We start from the raw sequence: 22,343 nt of genomic DNA on the forward strand, positions 1-22,343 counted from the left end.
TCAGCTCTGGGTGTCGAGATGATTCAGCGCTTCGGCGCAGCGTTTGAGCAGGTAGGAGGCACCGGATCGGCGTTCGTCGTGCTTCGCCCGAGGAGGGAGGGTGCGGCGAGCGACGTGGTGCACGACCCGCAGAACTTGCTGGGCGGTCTGTTCCGAAGTGGCCGTGGAGGTTCCGGTGATCCGGTCGATCGAATGCCTGACATGAAGTTTGGCGTGTGTGATCGCAGCAATCCGGATCAGCCGGGACATCTCCCAACGGGAGGTGTCCCCACCGAAGTCGTCGTCGAGATCCCGGGCGCTCTCGTGCCCCAGGCTTTCGATCACTGTGTGGACGACCTCGAGTTCCATCGGTGTCAGATCGGGGCCGTCGGCCAGTGCGAGCATCTGGTCGTAGTGCCCGGACGTTCCTTCGCTGGCGGCTTCGCCGCCCGGCGCGATCTCGATCAACTGCCCGAACACGCCTTCCCATGTCAGCATCTCGCCCGTTGGTTCGGCTGCCGCAGCAGAGAGCCGTTGCGAGGGAATCTGCCTGCGGGTGAACGTCGTCCAGTGGTAAAGCAGAACCTCGTACCAACGTTGCGGGTGCTGAAGCTTGGTCGCGCGCGCCGCCCGCGGGAACGACGCGATGTTCGACGGCACCGGCAGCAGCACGTGGTATCCACGCCCTGATCCCGATACCTCCGCATAGAGGGCTGCCGGCTCGGGCGACGCGGTGTTTCCGGTCACCAGACGAAGTAGCTGATCGACGACCCCAGTGGGGCACTCGGGTTCGATGTCGAGAACCATCAACCCACTCGATCGCCAGTCCAGATGAGTAGCGACGTTGCTCGCGTTCGGGAGCGCTGAGGTGAGCTCGTCGAGGGTCAGCAGCTGAGCGTCGGCCTTCGAGAGCTGAGCGCCGTGAACCTCGGAGCAGTCGGCTCTGCCGCAGCGTGAACACTGCGAAACGTCGAGGGCCGCGACGATGTCCACGGGACGTTTGTTCGCATCGGAGACTGTCCAGAGTCGTTGAGCAGCAAGCGATGAACGGATGTGCGGGTTCGTGTAGAACTCCGGAAAGGTCGAGGACGGGTGCGGGTGTGTGCCCATGAGTGGAATCGGCCCTTCTGTTCGTGAGTGGTCGGTGTGGGCGGAAAAAGCACAGGGCCGCGAGACCCTCTTTCGAGGAGCCCGCGGCCCTGTGGTGGTCGGATCCGAAGATCTGTGACCGGAGGAAAAGCTCAGGCCGGAAGTTGGATTCCCGCGCCGCCCCAGCTGGGAGAAGGCGTACCGGCGAAGGGATCGTCGGGATTCCCTGCGGGCGCACCCGGGGCTGCTACCTGGTAAGCGGCGGCTACGGGAACGATCGGCTGTACCGGAGCCATCGGCGCAGCGGGAGCGACCGGTGCGGAAGGTGCCGCGGGCTGTGCGGCTGCGGCCGGCTGGATGGGTGCCACCGGAGCTGCAGGAGCCAGGGGCGCACTCGGAGCTGCGGGAGCTGCCGGCGCGACGGGAGCGGGGGCAGCTACCGGCTGGACCGGAGCTGAAGGTGCCACGGGCGCCGCCGGCAGGCCCGATGCGTCGGTCCCGACGATCTCGTTGGGAACGTCGGTTTCGACGCCGTTGGTGGCGACCAGAGGCGTCGAGAACGTGATTCCGTAGGAGCTGAGATCGAGATTGCGCGCACCGGACTTCGGCGCGTACGGAACCTCTGGGGTCGAGAGGATGATCGCTTCCAGACCGAGACCGAGCTTCTGGTACTCCCGCCCTTTCTTGTCCTTCGACTGGAAGGTCGTGACGACGATCCGGACGATGGTGTCCCTGGCGATTTCACCTTCGACGTCGACGACCTGACGGTACGAGCCGGGGTTCTCCGGGTCCACCGTGAGCAGGACCGGAAGAGTCTTCGTGACGTTCTTCGCCTCGAATCCGAGTCCCTTCTCAGGGTTCTTCTTGTGCTCGAAGAACAGGCTCTGCACATACGCCTCTTCCCAGCTCAGCTGAACCGGGTTGGCGGGCACGATCTCGGCCTTGGACAGAACCATCAACGTGTGTGGACTGTCGGTCGGATACTGGCTCTTGGCGTTGGCAACACGACGCTGCAGTTCGACACCGTCGATCAGGCTCGCGGTACGTGCGAAGGAGATAGCTCCCTGAACGACGATGACCTGTCCAGGACGGATGTTCTCGGCGGTGGGTGTGGTCGGTGCGGTCATGATGACTTCTTCCTGTGCGTGGTGTGGGCGGGGAGGTCGGTTTCAATGTCCCGACTCGGCGTATGCGCACGAGCGGTGTTTACGTGTGCCAGTCGGGACTCACATGCGTGAGCACGACGCGCCCCGACAGGGGCTGGCAGCTCGGAGATTCTTTGCAAGAGGTAGTGGCCGGGCGCGGGCGCTCGACCTGTCTCAATCGGTATTCGGGGGTGGGCGTCCATCAGGTGAGCCGCCCTGGCGCAGTCCTGTTCTTTCAGTCCGCGCCAGGGTGGCTCAACCCCACTGGAGATGACGGGCCTTCCACAGCTCGTTGTTCTCCACTTTTCACAGACACACCGCAACCCTTCCTGCGGGCGCCTCCGGCGCGCGCGGCGGTAACGAATGGTTTCGAAGACGGCTCTTTTTTCGCAGAAGTGTCTTCACTGCCCGAACCGTCAAAAACTACAGATTTTCCTATACAAACCACAGATTTCTGCGTGATCCAGGTCATGTTTTGATGGCACATCATATAGTTGCCAAGTTTTTCCTCGATAAAAACTTTGTCCCTCCCACACGCGCCTGACCTGTGCAAAGAGAATATCCAGACCGCATCCATGTAATATTCGAGATTAATGAGGCCGGCATGGTGTGGTGGCACAGTGACACAAGGGTGAGGTTGCACGCTGATGACGATCAAGGAATCGACGACGGTCTACAGTGACGCCACGGGTGAGGTGGTCGAGAACTGGTACCGGGTGGGTGTCGTGTTCGACAACGCCATTTGGGTCGTCGACGTAGACCGAGACAAGCTGGAAGACGAGCTGAAGGCGATCACCGTCTACGACGTGGTCAAGAAGGGTCGCCGAGTCAAGAAAGTCGGTCGCAACGCCCACGGGTCATTGAACGCTGCCATGCATCACGAAGCCAGGCTGTGGGCCAAGGCCAACGGTATCGATGTAGGCGATCGCGGGATGGTCAGCAAGGAGATCATCACCAAGTACCACGAGGCCAAAGGCATCGGACCTATCAGCTTGCTGGATCCCGCACACAGCGAGTAACACCGTTTGACGGCATAAGCCACACCCCCGCACCGTCCGGAGCGGGGGTGTGTTCGCTTCTATCGACTCGAATTGGCTTCGGCGATGGCACCGGCCATCGCCGTCTTGAACTCGGACCGAGTTGCCTGCATCAGACGCTGCTGACTGGCCTGTTTGTCCGACAGAGCGCCGGGCATCGCCATGTCGATGGTCCCCTCGGTCAAGATCGTATGCACGACAACCGGTTTGCTCTGACCGAGACGATTGAGCCGGGCCGGGGTCTGTCCGAAGTGTTCGTTCGAGTCCGGCAGGGTCGTCCAGATCAGCGTGTGACCACCGAACTGCAGATTGAGTCCGTGCCCGGCACTGGCCGGATGGACGAGCATGATCGGAATCTCACCTCTGTTCCAGGCCTTCTTGGTGTCGGGCATGCCGTTGTACGCACGAGCACCGGGATACCCGGCGCGTTGCAGACGGTGGAGCAGGATCGTCTTCTCGAAGTCGAATCGATAGGCGATCAGGATCGATCCACCATCTCCGCCAGCGAAGTGGCGGTCGCAGATCTCGATCACTCGGTCGAACTTGGCCGAGTGCAGTCGCAATGTCGGCCGAGTGGTCAGTTCGGTGGCCCCGGCGTAGCCGTCGGTGTGCTTGTCGATGTCGAGATAGACCGCACCAGAGGCGAACTGGAGCAGCTTGTTTCGTAGCACACCGCCGTTGACTGCCTCGATGTAGAAGGCGGAGGCGTCATCGAGAGTTACCGCATCGTGTGCGGCCTGCGCACGGGTGCGATCCCCGGTGGTCTCGACAGCTCGACACCTGGCTGCGGCAACAAGGGTGTCGATCTCGTCCTTGCCCACGCCGTTCCTGACTGCCTGCATTCGCGCAGCATCATCGGCGGCGGTGACTGCGTACATGTCCGCTGTGGCCTCCATGGCCTCGTCGTACGCGCGGAGTCGTAATTCGGCGAGACCGGTCAGCAGGACTGACAACAGCGCGTCTCGCCCGAACGTTTCGTAGGCACCGAGTAAGTCCGAGGTCATCGGCACGACGTGGGTGACCGGTGGCGCGAATCCGATGAGCTCGAGTTCGGTGTTCTCCGCAGAGATAGCCAGATGCGAAATCGCTCGATGCAACTGGGTTTCGTTGTGGCGACTGATTTCCCACCGAGTCACTTGATTCCGAACGACTTGCTCCGGGGTGAACCAGGTTGCGAGGTGGTCGGTGTAACTTGCGCCGAAGGTGAGGCCCCGATCGAGGAGGAAGATTTGGGGCCAAATTTCGTGCGCCCCCTCGGGCGTCGGTGTGCCGGACAGTTCGATGATGCGCCGGATGTGCGGTCGCACCGCGGCCATTGCCTTCCAGCGCAAGGATTGGGGGTTTTTGAACCCCTGGGCCTCGTCGATGATGACCGTCGGGAACGGCCACAGCGAGTAGTCGGCCTTGGCGACATGAGCGGCCACCCTGAACTTGCGGCCGGTGACATCGGTGATCACCGCGGCGAGGTCTTCGCGCACTTGCTCGGAGCGAAGCAGTTTCGCCGACGTCGGATCACTGTGTGCAACAACTACTGTCGGCGGGCCACCGGAGGCAGTGGCAGGTTTGAGCTTGGTCAAGCTGGCCTCGCTGAAGGCCTTTCCGATTGCCCGATAGTGGCCCTCGATCGCGACCCTTTCATCGTCGGGTGAACCTTCGATTCGAGACAGAAGCAGTGAGGCAAAGTGGCGCTCGATCTCATCCCGTGCATCTCGCACGGCGTCGAGATCGATGACGTCGTCGTCGCGTGTAGCACCGACCGGTCGTACCCGAGGCTCGCCCGCATAGATGATCCGTCTGACCAACTCGGTGAAGCGGTCCGAGCCGACAGTGTAGAGACCGGCGGCGTCGGTTCCCAGGTTGTCCACGAGCGCTCGGAACTCCTCGGGCTTGAGGTTTCGCTGCCTTTTGCTGGGTCGTCCACTCTTGCTTCGCATCCCCGGCGGGGTGATGTTCAGCGAGGTCACGCGCAGAGGAATGTTCCAATCGAAGATCTCCTCCGGCCAAGTATCCACAGCAATGTTCCGAGGGGCGACGACCAGGATATGGCCGGGCTCGCGTAGGTAGGACAGGGCAGAGAGTGCGACCAGCGTCTTGCCGCTGCCCATGGTCATCCAGACCGCGGACGCCGGCCGGGTGAGGATGAATTCGCGTACCCGCTTCTGAAAGGGCTTGAGACTGTCCTCGATCTTTTGCATCCAGGCAGGCGTTGCTGGCTGAAGTGCGGCGGATGTCTCGGCCACGGTGGGAAGTACGGCGGTCATCGTCATCTCCAGACGTGAAATCGGGTCAGTGAAGCGGGGGAGTGGACTCAGAGCGTGAAATGTCGAGCAGGGTGCTCGATGCCGAGAGGGGCTGCGGCGCTGCTGCGCGAGATACCTGTTCGTTGGGGCAGTCGGAATGACTCGCCGCGAGTGCTGCGAAGACATCCGGGCGGATGAAGGGGCAGCTTTGACCCGGTTCGATTGCGGAACCGAGGTCGGCGACGTACAGATCGACCGATGGGAGATCGAGGGAGTCTTCGAGATCGCGCAGACGTGAGCGGATCGCTTTGACGGCGAGCTGGGCGAGATCAGAACTGAACCCGCTGAAGTAGGTCGGTGTCGTGAACGTGTTGTGTATCAGTACGATTGGAGTCTGCGCGACGTGAAGTTCACCGTGGAAGAGCTGGTAGGCGTCGGGCTCGTCATCGAGTGGGGCAGCGACTACCGGGATTTTTGCGGCCTTGAACAGGGTCTTGAGTCGGTCACAGTTCGGGCAGTGCGGCAGGGTGTACATCACGGCGTGGGGGAGCAGGGGGTGCAAGGGTGCGAGTCCGCTGAGGTCTGGTCCTTGTGCGGTCAGTTCGGAATCGGAAACGCTGCTCAATGGAGAGATCATTTGGGTGTTGCCTCTTTTCGTGGTGGTTGTCGATGATCGGCACTGCTGCTGGCCTATCGGGGAAGAGGGTCGGCCGCCGGCGATGTGCTCGCCATGTGCCCGCGTGCGAGTGACGTGGGTTTTTGGTTGGCGCGCACGGTATTTCTGGGACGTGTGAGTTCTAGACACCATCGAAGCGCGACGGCCGATTGTGATGCCTGTTGAGCGTGTGGTCGACGAATGAGGAACGATCCTGTTGTAGATCGGCGGGGGTGATCTCGAACAGCTCGGCCGCAGGGTCCGGCGGGAACGCCGATTCCCATGTCGACCGTAGTGTTTGCTGCTGCGCGCAGCGACGGAACCCCATCGAGAGCAACGCACGACGAGAGTGCTCGTTGTCGCTGTCGACGAAGGCCTCGGCCAGCTGGACCCCCTCGGACGAGAAAGCGTGGTCGAGCGCAAGAGCCAGAGCTGCTGATCCGACACCCTGACCGGTGAACCTGTGACCTATCCAGGCACCCACCCGCACTGCGCGGGTGGGTGCCTGGGTCAGCCCCGTCAATTCCATTTGACCGGCGAACCGGTTGTCGACTTCGACGACCCACGACCAGCCCAGCCCGAGCTCGATGCGCTGCATGGCGGTGCGGTGCACAGTCATCCAGTTTTCCGGACGGTTCTGCTCGGCCCATCGGGCCGCACCGTCGACCGGAACGAGCCCTTCGATGCGAGCAGCTAGACGCTCGGCATCGGCCAAGCGCAACCGCGACCACGCGAGCCCATCCAAGGGGGAGGGCTCGCGTAGTCGCAATCGACCGGATCCGATGATGATCGGACCGACCTCGGGAATACGAACTCGATTCGTCATCGGACTCCTTCGTGGGGATGAGGTCGAAACATCGAGCTTGGTCATCGTGATGCGTTGCGCCAGTTCTCTTCGTAGGAGCTGGCGGCCATCGCGATGTATGCCTCGGTGTCGATCGAGGCCAACAAGTGCTCGAGTAGAGCAGTATCCGGGTGATCGGCGATCGTGTGGTTGAACACCAGCATCGGTGTCGACGGGTCCACTCCGCTGTGCCGAGCCAGGATGAGATCTCGAGTTCGGCCCTGATGCGCCGAATCTTCACCAGCGACTGTGAGGAGGTGCTCAGCGATCGGATCGACACCATTGGGGTTCGTCGGTCGCAGACCCTTGTCCTCACGTGAGGCCCAGGTGCTCGCACTGACGACCCGTGCTTTCGCCGCGGCGATCACGAGCGGATCACCGAACAGATTCCGATCGACCGTGTCGGGTCGCACCAGAAATACCCGAGTGAAATGCCCCAACAGCTGTACCTCTGCTGCCTTCGGATGCCGATTCAAGGTGCCACCCTCACGCAAGAGCTCATCGTTGTCGGTGACGCTGCGCGGGTCACCCGGGAAGGTGAGATGCGCAGTGGCGGTGGCGTCGATGACTACTCCCGACTCAGGGTCGACCCGGTACGGCGCAGCGTAGAGATAGCTGCCCGCGGACGGTGAAGAAGCCAGCAGATTCTGATAGAGCTTGAGCAGGTCGCGAACACCGAGCTGACGGTGCAGCTCGCGTAACACTTCACGCACTGCTGCGGTGTCCATGGACTCGAAGATCGAGACCGGTCCGGTCAGTGCGTACGGAACGGGCCGCTGCTCTGGGGTGTACGCACCGGCGACGAGCTTGAAGTACTCCAGAAGCAGTCGATCGACCATTGCCGGGTGAGCCAGCGCTTTGCGCGGACTCGGCCCAGCCCAGCAGGCGAGAGTCCCGCCACCCGCAGAAGCGACGACGCGGTACCACGGCTTGCCGGCGATTTCCTCGGGTCGATACTGCGGTTCCCCGCGGCTGTCGTCGGTCAGGATCTCGAAGGACTCTTCGGCCGTCAGAAACTCGACACGGTTGTTGGAGTCCTTCGACACCAGGGTCAGCGACTCCGGTTCGATCTCGACACCGATGGCTGCAGTGTGCTGATCGAGTACCTTCTGGTTGGTCTCGGAATCGAGTGTGGAGTAGAGACCGTCCGTGTTCGTCGACACGATGCGGCCGCCGGCGAACGTTTGCGCCTGTCCGATTCGCCAGCTGAAGAGCTGCCCGATGATTCGCATGGTGATGATCATGTTGTTCATCAGGATCGGCGTGTCATGGCGCGCGTCTGCCGCACCGGACGCCGCGTTGAGGATCAGCTTGGTCCCCTCACGTAGGACGCTGAAGTTCTCACGTTCGGCGGCAGTGAGCGACTTGTCCTTACGCAATTTCCCGTATCGCTCCTTGTCGCCGAAAATCTGGCTGTACTTGTCAGGAGCAGGTTGTCCCGGTTCAGCCAGGTCTGGGTTGGTGAAGGCCGCCAGATTGACCAACATCAGAGGGTAGTAGCTGGTGAAGTCCTCATGGATGACGTCGGCCACGGAGGTGAACCGGTACTTCGGGTCGAGCTTGTTGTCATCGTGAGTGGTGCCGGCCGGGAACAACGGGAACTCCTTGCTCTCACGCGCAGTGAACAGCTCCACCCCCCGGTCGCCCTTTGGACGATCACGCAGGATCGGGTTGCTCGACTTGGATCCAGATTTGAGCATGTCCCCCCACTCGACGGTGACGATCTGATCCGTCGATGGGTCGACCACGTCGATGCGAAGCTTCTTACGGAACCACCACGCAGCCATAGCCAGACGTCCGCCTGAGTAGTTCACACCGGCTGCGTCCACGATGGGCGGCATCGAGGCCGCATTGTCGGCCACCCACTCGGTACCCGTGCGGACGATGACCTCGGTCTTCGCATCGAGAGGTTCCCCGCCGGCCGTCCAGTCCTCCATGACGTGTGCAGCCTGCAGAAACTGCTCTGCCGCCGTGTCGAGCGCGGCGCGAAAAAGTGCCCACCGACCCCGAGAGGCATTTCGTTCGACGGCGAAGGCACCGAGGTCCGCTTCTGCTCCATGGATCCCACCCGTGGAGAAAGTCGCGAAGCAGCTCGTCGGTTCACCGGCGCTGTCGAAATACGGGATGTTGCACGGCAGCTTGCCGATCGATGCGAGTTCGTAGGACACGTTGGTCGCGTGATTTCGGTCGTTGCGCCATTCGATGAGGGTCTCACTGAACGACGCAGGCCGATCCGCTGGCCAGTAGGGCTGAGCGGCATCTGCCCGGGCAAGGACGATGATCTTGAGACGATCGATGTCTGCGATCAGTTCCTTGTGCGCGATCTCCGACGAACTGTGTGTGTTCGCCCATGCGATGAGCGCCTTGCTCAGCGCCGCGAAGGTGCCGAGCGTGAAGCGACGAGGACCGTCGCCGGCGGCCGACGATGCGCCGCCGAACAGTTCGAGAAACCGCTCCGACAAGTCAGCTGTCGAGACGACGTCGCGACCGCCGGCCGATTCACGAGCCGCGGCCGCCTCTAGTTGCGCCGAGATACGGCCGGTGATCACTACCGGAGCGAACTCCTTGTGCTGTGCATCGTCGAAGTTGAGGCCTTCGATTCGCCGGTAGTACCGGTAGATGTTCTCGAAGGCCTGATGCGCGGCCAAGCCCGCCTGGGTGTCGGCCGGGACGGTCTCGAAGAAGAAGTCTCGGGTCGCGGTGAGAACGTTGGTTGCGGCACCGATGTTTGATCCGTTGTGTCCCAACGGATCAGGGTAGCGGTACGAGACGACAGGTAGATCGGCAATGTGTCCGGGAATGGCTCGCAGATCTCGGTAGGGTGCGAGGATCCTCCCAGCGAATTGCGCTGAGGAAGTGTCCGTCGTCAGACGGGGTCGCGGCCAGGTCAGGACCTGTGCCGTGTCCAGGACGGGAGTTCTGTAGTCGCCGTTGTGGTTGAAGACTGTCTCGGGATAGGTGCGCAGTAGGCCCGAGCGCAGGTCGAAGCTGCCCGTATACGTGTTGTCGTCGAACAGCAGCGCTGTGCCGACGGTGTCTGAGATGTTGTATGCGGCCAGTTCGAAGAAGTCCTCGAGAGAATCGAGGTGAGCGTTCGGGCCTGCCAGCCTTTCCGATTCGAGTATCTGATGACCGAGCATCCCCAGCAACCGCTTCAGCGCGACTTTCTGCTGTAGCTCGTTCAGCCTGGCGACATCGAGGTGGCGACCCGACGACAACCAGTTGCTCCTGATTTGAGCCGCTCGACGGTTGCCACAATGAGATAGGTACCGAGACATCGAAGGACGGTCTCCACTCTTGTGGAGGGCGAACATGTCGTTGTTGTGCGCCCTCATCTGCGCAGCCGTCACGCGATGGGGCCTGTAGTGCTCGTCGAAGCGAAGGGAAAAATACAGAGCGAGCATCGTCGTGTCGTACTGGTTCGAGTTGTACCCGGCGACGAATGCGTGGTCGGGTAGCCGATGGTCGTAGTCAGGGTGTGTATCGCAGACGATCGCGGACCTGCTGATCGGGCATTCGCTGCGCAGGTGCATGTCGCCTTTGTCCACGACGCCGCCGAGCAGCCGGGCCAAGGACCGGGCATTGCTGTCGTTCGCCAAATCCAGGAACTTGACGATGCGACCAGGCACGCTCCCTGGAGTCTCGCGTTGCCGCGCCAGCAGTGCCGGATTTGAGCGATACAGCCGAGTCATGAGCTCACCCGACGGGTCAGCAACTGCATTGCGGACCGCGTGCGACGTCAGACCGATACTCGGGTCCTCGTCGATGAGGTAGTAGACCACGGCTGCGGCTTCGGAGGTGCGATAGAGCGCGACGGTGAAGGCGTTGTTCAGTGACTCGATGTCGTAAAACAGAAACGCCGACTCGGCGGCGGTAGCCGGAGCCTTACGGGCGTACGGGGTCGGTGTCATGATCGACGTCTCCTTGTGTCTGGTCGGCCAGCGGGGGCGTGATGCGGTCAGCGTGGATTGCTCGACGGGGGTGGGTGTACAGGGTCTTTAGGTGCAGTCCAGGGCAACCGCATCAGCGATAATCTGAAGGGTCTGCAGGATTGGGTTCGCAACTGACAGTTAGGGTTCCGTCGCCAAAACGGCACCGGTCAGGGGCACGCCGTGCCGCTGAGGGGGTGCTTCTGTGGATCTGAGCTACGGAACGTTTGTCATAAACGTTGTTCTCAGCGCAGGCGTGATTGTCGTTCGCTGCGCCGGCACGACGCAGATCAAACGACTGCAGCAAATCGAATGCGCTGCCCGACGGTGGCTCCGATCACCGTGTCGATGAAGAATGCGTCTACCCAGGCTGACTACCCTCATGAAGACAAATACGGTTCAGCGTAGGAATGTCTCGATGAAAGGTCTTCGACTATGGCCAGACAAGAAATAGTTCAACTGATTGACGACATCGACGGTTCGGACATCGACGGGGCATCCGGCGAGACGATTGAATTCGCCGTGAATGGGGTCGAATACTCGATTGATCTGAAAGCTAAGAACGCCAACGAGTTTCACAAGAAGCTTGACTACTACATCGGACACGCCACGCGAATTGGTGGGCGCAAGCGCAAACCCACTCCCGCTGTAGCCGCAACGACAGCAACAGCAGGGACGCCAGGAAGGCGCGGGCCGGAGCAAACACGGGCGATCAGGCAGTGGGCCTTCGACAAGGGGTACGAGATCAGCGATCGCGGCAGAATTCCGGCACATATCGAAGCGAAATTTGAGGCGGCCCACCGCAGTCGCTGAGCTGCTAGCGAACCCGAAGGGTGGACTGCGGTAGCAGAAATGCAATGGCTGAATATGGTTGTTTACTAGGGTGTTTCGAAGTCCAGACGTTCGCGGTCGTACCGCTTGCACGCGGCAATTGCCGCTGCTGCTGCGTCATCGGATCCCCAGATGTAGCGGTAGAGCGGCGTGGCCACGTCGGGTAACTCCAGGCCTCTTCCGACGGCTGTCGGGAGCCAAGGCCGGCGGGAGTGAGTGTTGACGGTCTTCTTGCTCATGCCGAGCGTTTTTGCTGTTTCGGTTTGGCTGAGGCCGCTCAGAAGCGCGGTCTTGACCAGGGCTTGGTCGACGTAGCTGTCGGCAAGGTAGGCGACCTGTTGAACGAAGCGGCGTGATCGCTGGCGTTGCTCGGCGAGTGCATCGATGTCGGGCGTGTCAGTCATACTCACAGTATTGCGGTACACCTTGAGTACCGCAATACCGGAGGGTTGCGATGGCGCGAGGACGTCGACCAAGATGCGGTCGGCAGCTATTGCGCCGCTGCAACCGCGACGGGGCGGTGGACTTCGAGATCGTCGGCGACCGTGGGTATCCAACGCAGACCCCCCTCACCGAACATGGGTGCGGCCAGGGTGTGGCGGCCGGTCCGATGCGGCGTGCCGCGACCGTGCACAGTCGTCTCGAGAGTGATGGACTTGATCCGACCCCTGCCCTGTTCGATGCCTCCGTAGCCACAGACGGTGGAGGAAACGGTCAGATCAATGCCGGGCATGCGCCCATCCGACAAGATCAAGATGCTGGCATGCTTTCGGTTGCGCGCAAGCAAAGCCCTTGCGCGCGTGGGTGGTACATCTCGACCGTGCACGGTCGTTACGACCAAATCCAACCCGTCCAGACAAATCGAGGCGGCATCGAGAGGGTCGGTGTTTCCAGGATCGACAAGATGTACTTTTGAGAGATTGCCGCCGTGCTCGTGGACGGCAAGCAGGCTCAGGCGTGGTTGGCCGATCAGAGCGACGTGGTGACCGGCCGCGGACGCTTCGGCGACGATAGCGATGAGCATTGATCCAGCCCCGGTGACGGTCACTGCAGTTCCACGAGCCAGTGCCCCGCGCGGGAGTAGTGCGGCGAGTGGCGGTGGCGCGGGCATCGTCCGAAGGGTTGTGCCGCGTGCAGCGGCGATGAGGGGTGCTGGATCGTCGGCGGCGGCGATGGGCGCGGATGGTGCTGGTGGTTCAGGTGCAGTGATGGTGGGCAGGTCGGCGGGCGCGTGGCCACGCCGGCCGCCGGGCACGGTAGCCAGGCGTCGACGGAGGACTTCTAGCTGAGTGGCCTTGTCGAGTCCGGTGAGGTCTTCGATTGCATCGACGTTGGCCATGAGGGGCGACCTTTCGCCGGTCCAGTAGGAACTATCGACACCCTATCGAACGAGCGTTCGACTGACCAATTCGCCCGCGAGCCGATTCAGCTAGACAGGTCGTCCGCGCGGAGGGTCTTCTGAGGCGAGAGTCGGGTCGATGCGTTCGGTATCGGCCAGCGCTCGCGACGTGGTCGGGCGGGGTCAGCAATTCCTTTGTGCGGCTCCGACCGTGGTTCTAATGCGCTTGAGGTCGGCGGCGGGGCTGCGGTTCCAGACGATATAGGTGTTAGCGGCGGCGACGGCGAAGACACCGAGTATTTCGATGGTGAGGTTGCCGATTGTTGTGCCGAAGGCAAGAAGAAAATAGACGCCGACTGCGACGGCAGCGAGATTGATTGCAGTACAGACAAGTTTCAATGTGGTGCGGCGGGTGTCGTAAAAGGTGGTGGCTACCGCAAAGTACTTGCTCACGCGCTGATCGCTGCAGTCGGTACGGAGCAGTTCGCGGGCTCTTTGGTGTTGTCTCGCTGCGGTGATGACGTTCATGGTCCCCCCCCATGTGTGTCGTGATTATGGATGCGATGATGCCAGGTGTGACCGACATGTCGATATTGTCGAACCCATGTGAGCCTGGTGCCAGCTGGTGAGTTGGCTGCACGAGTGTGTTCCGTCGGCGGCCTTATCAGTTATGGCGACGGTCCTCCTCGACGCCGTGAAGCCGATCGAGTTCGGCGCGTTGCAGCGAAATTTCTTCACGTAAGTCCGCAGCGATCATCTTCTGTTCGTCGATGCGTTCGTTGTAGTCGCGGCGAAGCTCGGCCTCACGTTTGACGGCGTCGTTGCGCTGATCGGCGAGTGCTGCTGCGTGTGTTCGATTGTTGTCTTGATGTGCGGCGCGTTCGGCCGCCAGATCGGCGCGCAGGGCCTTCGCCTCGGTGCGTACCTCGGCCAGGTCGGCTTCGAGGCGGCGTTCTTTTTCGTCGTAGCGGTCGATCGCTTCGCGATGACTGGTGGTGAGCGAGGCCACGATGGAGTCGTGGTTGTCCTGCAGGGCAGTCATTTCCGCGCGTTGGCGTGCGTCGAGCTCGTCGAGGGTGCGCTGATGTGCTGCTTTCTGTTCCTCGAGGTCTGCGCGGGCCTGCTCGGCAGCGGTCTCTGCTGCCTCTGTGTGCTGCCATGCGTCGGCCGCGTCGGCGCGGAGCTCGTCGTTTTCGGCGTCGAGTGCATCGGCACGGACGGTAGCTGCGTGCGCGGCAGCCTCAGCGGACGCGGCGCGCTCCTCGGCGGCGGAAACGGTGCGTGCGGTTTCAGCGCGCATCAGCTCGAGACGCTGGTCGAGGGCTTTGGGGTCCGCGACGGTCCCGATTGCGGATTCGACCCGCTTGACAAGGGCTGTGATTTTCCCGAACTGGGCTTCCAGTTCCGGGAGGACTGCAGCGAGGGATGCGACGGCAAGTTCTGGTGTGGCGGTATCGGCCTCGTCGACTATGGCAGCTTTGGCTGCCTTCTCGGCCGCCCGGGCGCGGTGCGCCTTGACACGGTCGGCGGGGGACGCGTGAATCTTTGGCCGGCCTGGCTTGAGAGGTGGTTCGGCTGAGGTCATGACCGAACAGTATCATTTCATTTCGTTACATGTAATGAAATGAAATTAAATGCAGCTGGAACGCTGCCAGGGTGGGTTGGCTCGCCATCTCGGGCGTCAGCACCAACCACCTGCGCGACCCACCTATCCAAATGACTAACAGCAGCATGGCGGGGCCAGCGAGGGCTAGATGGGGGCGTGCGGTCGTCATTTGCGCTGTCGCTTCTTAGGGTCGGAGGTCTTGTCGTAGGGGTGGGTGCGTTGCCTCCGGGGCCGCTTGGGCGCAGGACCTAGGTCACCCACACCGGACGCGCCACCGGCGATGAATGCGCCGATCCAATAGCCGACGGACTTGACGATCCACACCACGTATTTCCAGAACACGTTTACCAACCTTTCAGGCCGCGGCAGGTGGTCCTTAATTCATGCACCAGAAGGACGCGACCGGGATACCTGCGTCTGGCACTCCCGCACACCAGAGGCAGGTGCTGTCGTGCGCCAGGCGGCTGAGCACACCTTTGGCTTCTTCAATGAGGATGGGTAGTTCCAGGACCCGAGCGAGGGCGAGTGCTTCGGTGGCCCATGGCACGGCTCGGGGGTCGGCGGCGGACGCAACGGCCGCTGCCCCGATGAGGCCAGTGATTCTCTGATGATCGTTCATGACTGGGGACCTTTCTGAGTGTCGAATGGAGAGGTCCCAGTCGGACCTGCCATGTGTCAGCTTGGATAGTCTCCCAGAAACACAGATGCCGCAGTCCTGGTGTGCACCAGGATCTGCGGCGAGTAGTGGGAAACGTCAGAAGTAAGTAATCAGGGCCTTGATGGGTCCCTGAAGGTACGTGTCGAAGCTATTTCGTCAGGGTGAACGACAGCACCGGGATCGGGCTGTCGAACGCCGTGAAGTACATCCGGCCGTTCAAGCGGTTCGGGTCGTTTGCGTCCGGAGTCACTTCGTCGTGCACGAACATGCCGAGCTCGGGCGAGAGCACGCGGTAGTCGATGTGCGTTACCGGCGAGCCGTCGTAGATCGACGGGCCGGCATAGACGGCGGCGGGGAAGCGATCCAACCCGTTGAGGCGGTTGATCACAGAGGTGCCACCGCCGGAGATCGTCTTGCCCTCCCAAACCGGCACCTGGGCACCGTTCACCGTTCCGCGGTAGACGCCATCGGGCAGAGTGTCTGCGGCGGCAACGCCTGCTCCCAGGACTGCAGCGGCAGCCAGCGTTGCGCCGAGCCCTGCTGTACGGGTGAATGTTCTGTTCATATCTCTCCTGGTGTGATCAGGTTGCGCGCGCTGCATGGATGCGAGCGTGCGGGGGTGGGCAGGTCGATGTCCGGTGAATCGAGCCCTCAGCAGGTCGGCTCGTGGGAGAGACCGAAGTTCTGCGGACCCCGGTTCTGTTGCGCGTCACGGAGAGCCTGCAGAGCCGAAAGCCGTTGCGGCCGAGGGGTCTGATAGTCAGGGCCATGTTCGGCGACACCGTCGTACGGCTGGACGTAGTCGGGCGAGATCCCGATTCGGTCAGCCGTTGCTGCGTAGCTCGGAAATGGTCGATGATCGGGCTCTTCGATCACGTACTGGACGTAGTAGCGCCAACCGATGAATTCACGAGTGGTTTCGTCGAAGAGGGGGTGTTCGTCGATCTGGTCGTAGATGACCGTTCCGTTGTGATCGATGATTGCCTGGAGTGCAGCCTCGGCAATGACGTCACGGACGGTAGTCGTGTCGAAGAATTTCGTGCAGATGTGCCAGTACCCGCCCTGAAGCGTGAGCTGGTTCATCGTGGGATGGGTACCGGTCCACAACTTGGTAGGCGGAACGAGGAGATTGTTCTCGTCGTAGAACGCGGTTGCGACTTTCATGATTGCGTTCCTTCTGGTTCAGGTCTGCGGGGCAAGACGGCGTCTGGGGGAGGCCAGACTGCGACATCCTTCAAAAAAACACCCGGGTACAGGCTCCGCCGGTGCCAGGGAAGGCGTTGTTCCCAAGACTGCGGGGCCAGGGAACACGTCAGGCGCACTTGCCTTCGGGCAGTGCGCCCGTAGTATATATCTAGGAATTAGTTATTCGGTCGTTCGCTAGTGTTTCAGCTGGTTACAGCTCCGTCGATCTACCGCCGAATAACTATCTAAACGCGTCAGGATTGATCAGGGGAGCACATGACGACAGGCAGTCTCGGAACATCGAGGGGTGGGGCAGTAGAGCAATGGAGCGCCGCGAGAAGTCGCGGAGTCCTGCCCGAAGAACTGAACGTGGCCACCGCGCACCTGGTCGATGTCCGCGGAGAGAGTTCAGAGTGGAAGGTGCAGTGCTTCTGGCTCAGCGCCGAAGACAGGGAAGGCACTCTGGGTGTGGGGACTGCGTTGCGTCCGTGCGCGGTGGTGACAGCGTGCGAATTGTGTAGAGACGGCCTGTCCGAGCTGCCGGCAGAGGGCCGGGAGTACATGGCGCACGATCAGCGCCACGCGGTCGCGGGTGACCCAGCCGTGGGCTACCGACTACTTCCGGACCTCTGCGGCATGTCTCTGGCGCTGGGAGTCGACGACCTGACCTCGAGCTGGTTGGGCGAGTTGCGGCGGAAGCATGGAGAAGGTCTGTACCTGGTGCATCCGGCAGCAGTTGCCGACGGATCGTTGATCGGAGTCGATCCGGTACGAGTGGTCGACTGACTGGTCGTGGATTGCCTTCAGCAATGACCCCGCGCACTGAGTTGCGCGGGGTCATTGCTTTTGAAACGCGCGGTACCTATGCCGAATCCATGCTCGGCAGAGGTGAACTCGTCCGACGCGGCGTGACGATCAGGTCCTGTCGTTGATCCGGGTCAATGTGAAGGTGTCTGGCGAGTCTTCGCCGGGGATCACGGTGTAGTCGAAGACCAATTCGGTTTCGAACTCGCCGGCTACCTCCACGTAGTGCTCGTTCAAGTCCGGATCGATCACGGTCCACTGAACGTCGTCAGGCGCGCCGTAATAGGTCGGTTTGTACACTGGTCCACTCCATTGGACGACAGCTGACACACGCACTTCACCGATGGACGTGCCGTCTTCGTACTTTTCCGCTTCGTCGTAATCCATTGTGGATGCGTCGATGTCGACATCATCGACGACAATGGGCCCTTCCTCGATTTCAGGCCCGAGGTTGACATAGAAATCGCTGGGGCCGGTGTCGAGACTGATCTCGAGCTCGTGACTGAGCAACTGTTTGTCACCCTCGACAGCGGCCTTCAGCACTTCGTACACAGTGAGGGGGAGGGGATACGGGCTACCAGTTCCCGCCGACGGGCCGGTGACCGTACTGCCTGTGCTCGGGACGGCGGTGCGTCGCAGAGCCGCGGGATAGGTGATACCGGGGTTCGCGCTCTTGTACGCGCGAGCAGGCTTCTTACGGTTGTTGTTTCGTGTCATTACAGGATCCATCCACTGGTGGTGGCGACGTCCCGCATCCATCGCACACGGACTCAGTGCACGAACATTTCCTGCTTCGCAGATCCGAACTTCTGAGGACCTTGCCCTCCGGCGTTGTGTCTGTGCGGTGATGCGGGCACCTGATACAACTCGGGGTCAGCCATGCGATACGGCTCTGGGTAAAGCCTACCGCATGCGTAGGTCGGCGGATCGAATCCGAGACCGAGTTCAGACACCCCAGATCAGCAGAAAGACCGACAGCCCACCCAGTAGCACCGCGGCGGTGCCGAGCACGGCTGCGGACAGGCGAGTGTCACCGAACCTGAGATCCTGCGACTTGGCCGCCAGACCGAGAGCTGCGGCGGCGATGGCTGCAACCAGAAGGACCCACCAGACGGGATCGAGATTGCCGACGATGTGTTTGAAGCGTTCTACGAGAGGCGGGGGAGCGACGGGGGTTACGGTGATCTGGGTGCGAATCATGTTCAATGTCAACGGTTTGTCCTCTGGTGGGGTTGAGCTTCATAGCGTATCGAGCGGGCGTCAGTTCGCGTCGACGCACTTACTGACGGATCCGTGATGCCGGCACCGGAACGTATTCTGAACTGCGCCCTCAGGCGGGCCGACTGCGACCCGCCCATACCTCGTGCATGGGGTGAAGTGCGCGAAGATGTTCGGGCGCAGTCCGATACAGGTCAGTGTGTACAAGCATGGTGCCGCCGATGACCTGAGCCACCGTTGTTCCGCGGCGGTAGACCCGGCGAGGCGAGAGACCATCGAGATGCCCGAGGGCGAAGACACGGCGGGATCCTGGTCCCCACTGCCGCGTCTGGTGGTCCCACAACTCTTGGTAGAGCGGCAGCAGTTCGGCCAGCATCCCCTCGTCCGGGGAGACCACCCAGGGTTGCGGGCGTGGGTGCAGAGCCTTCGCTTTTGTAGGCGACTCGGCTACCTCGTAGATGCAGGGAAACGCCTCGGGCAGAGTGATTCTCGTGCGCTGACGTAGAATTTCGGCGCGGAGGCGATCTTCCCAGTCGGGGGACTGCGCGAGAGAAGGTAGATCGGCCATCGTGGCCGCGCTGACCCAGTCTTCGGCGAAGCCGCCACGTTCGTCCAGGCGATAGTCTCCGGAGTCGATACCTACCGTGTTGGGTTCGTAACGTAGGTCGCGAGGGTGGTGCGGGGAACGCTCACGCGCTCCGTCTGCGGGATAAAACCGTTTGTCGTTCATGGCGGATAGGTCTCCTTGTCGGTTGCGGTGGCAGGACTATGGACAGCTCCGGGGACTGCGCACTGGGTAGATGCAACTCCCAATGCGAAGCTCGATTCGATGAAAGTTTGTTCAACGTCTCGTGAGAACTGCAGATCGCGCGGCCGCGCTGATCAGCAGGAGGAAAACGGCGAATAGGACGAGTACAGGGACGGCGGCTGAGCCGTGAGCCAGAGCAGATACTGCGGCCGACGGTACGAGCATCGAAGCTGTGTTCATGGCGACGTGCACCAGAATCGGTGCCGTCAACGTCCCGAACACCTCCCTGGTGATGCCGGCGAGTAAGCCGATGGCGCAGGCCATCACGACATCTCGCGTGTGCGGATGCACGAGAGCAAAGACCGCCGTGGTCAGGGATACCGAGAGAGCAACGGGGGAGACACGGCTCAGCGCACCCTGCAGAAGGCCGCGGTAGAGGATCTCTTCGGTAACCGGGGCTATGGCGAGCACGAACAGCAGTGTGAGCAGGTACGGCTCGACTCCAAGCCGTTGAGTGGAGTTCTCTTCATCGGTGATGAGGAGTCGGGCGACTATGGCACCCATCGACCAGAGACAGACACCGGCGAGCACAGCGGCGGCCACGAGGATTCTTGAGGGTTTGTGCGCAGAGCCGGACCGTCGAGCCGGATAAATCCGGAGTGCAGGCGCGTAGTGCCCGATGGCGAGGGAGAGACCAATCATGCAGGCAGAAGTGGCGATCACCGGACTCACACCGACGCCGCGTAGCAGCAGCTGGGGAACCGTCAAGGACACGCCGACGCCGACGACGGCGACAACCACCAGGCTCCACGCAGACAACCCCCGGCGGACCGAAGTCCGTCGAGGGTTGCTGTCACGGTGAATGCTCACTAGCTGTTTTGCACGGACGGACCGGAGTGAATCTCCAGGGACGAGACGATCGCCTGAGGTCGAATATTTCCCATGAATTGGTTCGTCGACAGGGTGATTGTCGCAGTCACCAGCGCAGCGTCCATGAGCGTTTGATACTGGTCAGCCTTGTTCCACCACAGCAGGTCGAGGCCGTGCCCGGTCGTAATCTTCACGTGTTTGTAGTCCGCTGGGTCAGGCTCGACACCCTTCTCCAGTTCGCCGGCCTCCTCCTTCCGGCTCATCAACTTCACCGCTGCGTTGACCGGCTGGAACGTGACCCGAATGTCTGCAGCGGGAAAGCCCTGGCCGAAGGGCGCGAGTTCGCTCAGGCACTTCGCCAGATCGACGAGCTCAGTGGCCATGGGTACCGGAATGTCGGGCTGCAGCCGTAGGAGAGTGTCGGCTGACGCCACATCGAGCCTGGCGAGGGACTCGATGTCCATCATGTGCAGGTCTGCCCGCAGATCCGCCGGGTCCGGCTCGGGGAGTGAACGAACGTAGCCGTCGATGGCCGAGATCAGACCTTCCAACGCCTCGAGCTCGGTCGCTCCGACACCACACGCTTGATGGTGTCCGAGAGCATGGAGGCGAGAGTCGTTCATGTCGGCGACGAATCCGAGCACGTCGAACCATTCTGGAGCCCGCGCGGATCCGGAGAGCGTGTGCGGGTTTACGACCATCGTCGGCATCCCCGTCTCTGTGAGCAGGTTGGATGCGAGCAGTCCGAGCACACCAGGCTTCGCCTCGGAGAACCACAGGTAGGGCGCGTAGGGCTGCTCAGCGAGGTGAAGGTCCTCCATAGCGGCCTTGGTCAATTCCTTGCGGTTCTCGTTGTTGAGGAGCAACGTGTCTGCCGCGATGCGGCGGGCCTTCTCGATCTCGGAGTCTGAGGCGAATACATGGGGCATGTAGTCGGGCCGCGAGGCCCGGACAGCCTCCGGGACGAACACCATGAACGAGTCGGCCATGTCAGCGTCGACGCGGCGGGTGGCGTTGAACATCGGTGTCAGTGTGAAGCCGAGGAACGAGACGTCGAGACTGTCGACAGAGCTGACCTTGCCGACAGCAATCAGTCGAGCCAGTAGCAGCGAAAGACCTCGTAGAGCCTGGCGGTATCGCCGGTCGTGATCCTGTCCGTTGACGATCCGCATGAGAGTGGAGGTGTCGGGATCGATGCGATCCGGCTCTTCGAGGTTCCACTCGCCGATCTTGTAGCGCTTGATCGGATTGTCCTCACGAAGAGAATCCTGCTTGGTGTAGACCGGCACCTCGGGCAGGGCCAGCACCAACAGTCCGAGCGCCCGGCGCACCAGCGCACGGGTCTGTCCGCGCAATGGCATCACATCGGCGAGACCTCCGATGCCGCCGAAGACCGAGAGCATCGCGATCGCTGGTGACTTCGTCGGATAGTGGGCGCGGGCGTAAGCGTCGAGAATGTGGAGCGCGACCTGCGAGCCGCAGATGTCCGGCTCGGGATAGGTGCATCCTGTCCTGTTCGGGTCGACCACAGCGTCGGCCCGGCACACATCGACGGTCTGGATGTGGTGGTCGGTCACGATGACCTCGATCCCGCGCTGGTGGGCCCGGTCGATCCCGTTGTTTGAGTTGATGCCGACGTCGCAGGTGATGATCAGCGAGGTGGTGGGGTACTGGGCGACCGCCTGGTCGACCTTCTCCGCGGTTATCTCGCGCGGGCCCTCGTAGTGCGGGACGACGAGCTCGACCTGCGCGCCGAGCTCGGCCAGGCCAGCGTAGGTAAGGATGCCGGCAGCAACCCCGTCCATGTCGTAGTCGGTGAGCACAGTGATGGTCCGACCTTGGGTGATGGCGGCATGAATGAGTGCCACGCTGAGTTCCAGGTCGGGCAGGGGCTCGTGGGTGCCGAGCTCGAGCTGCTCGATCGCGGCAGTGTCCCAGCCCCGGCGCTCACGAATGATGTCGAAGGGGCGGCGCTTGGAGAAATTGCGTGCCACGGAGATGACGCTGTCGAGCACGTGTTCGGCCGGAGTGGTCATGGCAGATGATCCGTTCGTTCGATCCGGCGGTACACGTCACGCACGGAAGAGATTTGATGGTCGTGACACGAGTTTAGCATTGTCCAAAAGTTATTGTAATTAGCATTTGACCTGCTGATCTGCTGGCTAG

General features: G+C 61.8%; 22 protein-coding genes. 3 read left to right on the forward strand and 19 right to left on the reverse strand.

From position 1 onward, the window contains the following. Together ASH04_RS06025 and ASH04_RS27130 are read right to left on the reverse strand one after the other, a co-directional pair. Entirely contained in the window at positions 1 to 972 is a 972-nt protein-coding gene (locus tag ASH04_RS06025; RefSeq protein WP_156394484.1) for a hypothetical protein, read from the reverse strand. Positions 973 to 1,220: 248 nt separating this feature from the next. Next, the gene (locus ASH04_RS27130) at positions 1,221 to 2,195 is read right to left on the reverse strand and encodes a hypothetical protein (protein ID WP_057473045.1); all 975 of its coding nucleotides are present in this window, start codon (positions 2,193 to 2,195) and stop codon (positions 1,221 to 1,223) included. A gap of 665 nt (positions 2,196 to 2,860) precedes the next feature. Between ASH04_RS27130 and ASH04_RS06035 the strand changes: the two genes are divergently transcribed. After that, complete coding sequence (locus ASH04_RS06035) at positions 2,861 to 3,232, forward strand: Lsr2 family DNA-binding protein (RefSeq protein WP_032373169.1); 372 nt, start codon at positions 2,861 to 2,863, stop codon at positions 3,230 to 3,232. Positions 3,233 to 3,291: 59 nt separating this feature from the next. On the opposite strand, the gene ASH04_RS06040 is transcribed toward ASH04_RS06035, so the two are convergent. The 4 genes from ASH04_RS06040 to ASH04_RS06055 all read right to left on the reverse strand — a co-directional run bounded on the left by ASH04_RS06040 (position 3,292) and on the right by ASH04_RS06055 (position 10,900). Further along, a complete protein-coding gene (locus tag ASH04_RS06040; RefSeq protein ID WP_156394485.1) occupies positions 3,292 to 5,511 on the reverse strand; it encodes an SNF2-related protein in 2,220 nt (739 codons plus the stop codon). 25 nt (positions 5,512 to 5,536) lie between these two features. Continuing rightward, positions 5,537 to 6,127, reverse strand: a complete 591-nt coding sequence (locus ASH04_RS06045; protein ID WP_057473047.1) for a glutaredoxin family protein — start codon at positions 6,125 to 6,127, stop codon at positions 5,537 to 5,539. A 160-nt stretch (positions 6,128 to 6,287) separates the two neighbouring features. Then, a complete protein-coding gene (locus ASH04_RS06050; RefSeq protein WP_057473048.1) occupies positions 6,288 to 6,971 on the reverse strand; it encodes a GNAT family N-acetyltransferase in 684 nt (227 codons plus the stop codon). A gap of 41 nt (positions 6,972 to 7,012) precedes the next feature. Beyond that, a complete protein-coding gene (locus ASH04_RS06055) occupies positions 7,013 to 10,900 on the reverse strand; it encodes a hypothetical protein (protein ID WP_057473049.1) in 3,888 nt (1,295 codons plus the stop codon). Positions 10,901 to 11,353: 453 nt separating this feature from the next. Between ASH04_RS06055 and ASH04_RS06060 the strand changes: the two genes are divergently transcribed. Then, the gene (locus tag ASH04_RS06060; protein ID WP_032373166.1) at positions 11,354 to 11,731 is read left to right on the forward strand and encodes a histone-like nucleoid-structuring protein Lsr2; all 378 of its coding nucleotides are present in this window, start codon (positions 11,354 to 11,356) and stop codon (positions 11,729 to 11,731) included. Between the two features lie 65 nt (positions 11,732 to 11,796). Here ASH04_RS06060 and ASH04_RS06065 read toward each other — a convergent pair whose 3' ends face one another. The 8 genes from ASH04_RS06065 to ASH04_RS06095 all read right to left on the reverse strand — a co-directional run bounded on the left by ASH04_RS06065 (position 11,797) and on the right by ASH04_RS06095 (position 16,516). Next, a complete protein-coding gene (locus ASH04_RS06065) occupies positions 11,797 to 12,153 on the reverse strand; it encodes a hypothetical protein (RefSeq protein WP_057473071.1) in 357 nt (118 codons plus the stop codon). An 86-nt stretch (positions 12,154 to 12,239) separates the two neighbouring features. Continuing rightward, positions 12,240 to 13,088, reverse strand: coding sequence for a hypothetical protein (locus ASH04_RS06070; RefSeq protein ID WP_057473050.1), 849 nt, complete (start codon positions 13,086 to 13,088; stop codon positions 12,240 to 12,242). A 183-nt stretch (positions 13,089 to 13,271) separates the two neighbouring features. Continuing rightward, the gene (locus ASH04_RS06075) at positions 13,272 to 13,616 is read right to left on the reverse strand and encodes a hypothetical protein (RefSeq protein ID WP_057473051.1); all 345 of its coding nucleotides are present in this window, start codon (positions 13,614 to 13,616) and stop codon (positions 13,272 to 13,274) included. Between the two features lie 136 nt (positions 13,617 to 13,752). Next, positions 13,753 to 14,673 carry a hypothetical protein gene (locus ASH04_RS06080; RefSeq protein ID WP_057473052.1) on the reverse strand — a complete coding sequence of 307 codons (921 nt, stop codon included), beginning with the start codon at positions 14,671 to 14,673 and terminating at the stop codon, positions 13,753 to 13,755. A gap of 186 nt (positions 14,674 to 14,859) precedes the next feature. Beyond that, the gene (locus ASH04_RS26450) at positions 14,860 to 15,036 is read right to left on the reverse strand and encodes a hypothetical protein (RefSeq protein ID WP_156394487.1); all 177 of its coding nucleotides are present in this window, start codon (positions 15,034 to 15,036) and stop codon (positions 14,860 to 14,862) included. A gap of 34 nt (positions 15,037 to 15,070) precedes the next feature. Beyond that, complete coding sequence (locus ASH04_RS06085; RefSeq protein WP_057473053.1) at positions 15,071 to 15,313, reverse strand: hypothetical protein; 243 nt, start codon at positions 15,311 to 15,313, stop codon at positions 15,071 to 15,073. A 187-nt stretch (positions 15,314 to 15,500) separates the two neighbouring features. Beyond that, complete coding sequence (locus ASH04_RS06090; protein ID WP_057473054.1) at positions 15,501 to 15,917, reverse strand: hypothetical protein; 417 nt, start codon at positions 15,915 to 15,917, stop codon at positions 15,501 to 15,503. Between the two features lie 86 nt (positions 15,918 to 16,003). After that, on the reverse strand, positions 16,004 to 16,516 hold the full coding sequence (locus ASH04_RS06095) for a hypothetical protein (RefSeq protein ID WP_057473055.1): 513 nt from the start codon (positions 16,514 to 16,516) through the stop codon (positions 16,004 to 16,006). Between the two features lie 297 nt (positions 16,517 to 16,813). Between ASH04_RS06095 and ASH04_RS06100 the strand changes: the two genes are divergently transcribed. Next, entirely contained in the window at positions 16,814 to 17,323 is a 510-nt protein-coding gene (locus ASH04_RS06100; protein WP_156394488.1) for a hypothetical protein, read from the forward strand. A gap of 129 nt (positions 17,324 to 17,452) precedes the next feature. Here ASH04_RS06100 and ASH04_RS06105 read toward each other — a convergent pair whose 3' ends face one another. The 5 genes from ASH04_RS06105 to ASH04_RS06125 form a co-directional block, all read right to left on the reverse strand. Further along, positions 17,453 to 17,884, reverse strand: coding sequence for a hypothetical protein (locus ASH04_RS06105; protein ID WP_156394489.1), 432 nt, complete (start codon positions 17,882 to 17,884; stop codon positions 17,453 to 17,455). A gap of 402 nt (positions 17,885 to 18,286) precedes the next feature. Continuing rightward, positions 18,287 to 18,553 carry a hypothetical protein gene (locus tag ASH04_RS06110; RefSeq protein WP_156394490.1) on the reverse strand — a complete coding sequence of 89 codons (267 nt, stop codon included), beginning with the start codon at positions 18,551 to 18,553 and terminating at the stop codon, positions 18,287 to 18,289. Positions 18,554 to 18,671: 118 nt separating this feature from the next. Beyond that, positions 18,672 to 19,289: a hypothetical protein gene (locus tag ASH04_RS06115; protein WP_057473059.1), complete on the reverse strand. Its 618-nt coding sequence runs from the start codon at positions 19,287 to 19,289 to the stop codon at positions 18,672 to 18,674. A gap of 111 nt (positions 19,290 to 19,400) precedes the next feature. After that, entirely contained in the window at positions 19,401 to 20,108 is a 708-nt protein-coding gene (locus ASH04_RS06120; protein ID WP_057473060.1) for a CPBP family intramembrane glutamic endopeptidase, read from the reverse strand. Positions 20,109 to 20,176: 68 nt separating this feature from the next. Continuing rightward, positions 20,177 to 22,213: a DHH family phosphoesterase gene (locus tag ASH04_RS06125; protein WP_057473061.1), complete on the reverse strand. Its 2,037-nt coding sequence runs from the start codon at positions 22,211 to 22,213 to the stop codon at positions 20,177 to 20,179. Positions 22,214 to 22,343: the final 130 nt, after the last annotated feature.

It is taken from the genome of Rhodococcus sp. Leaf233 (assembly GCF_001426165.1).
GTDB classification, from domain to species: domain Bacteria; phylum Actinomycetota; class Actinomycetes; order Mycobacteriales; family Mycobacteriaceae; genus Rhodococcoides; species Rhodococcoides fascians.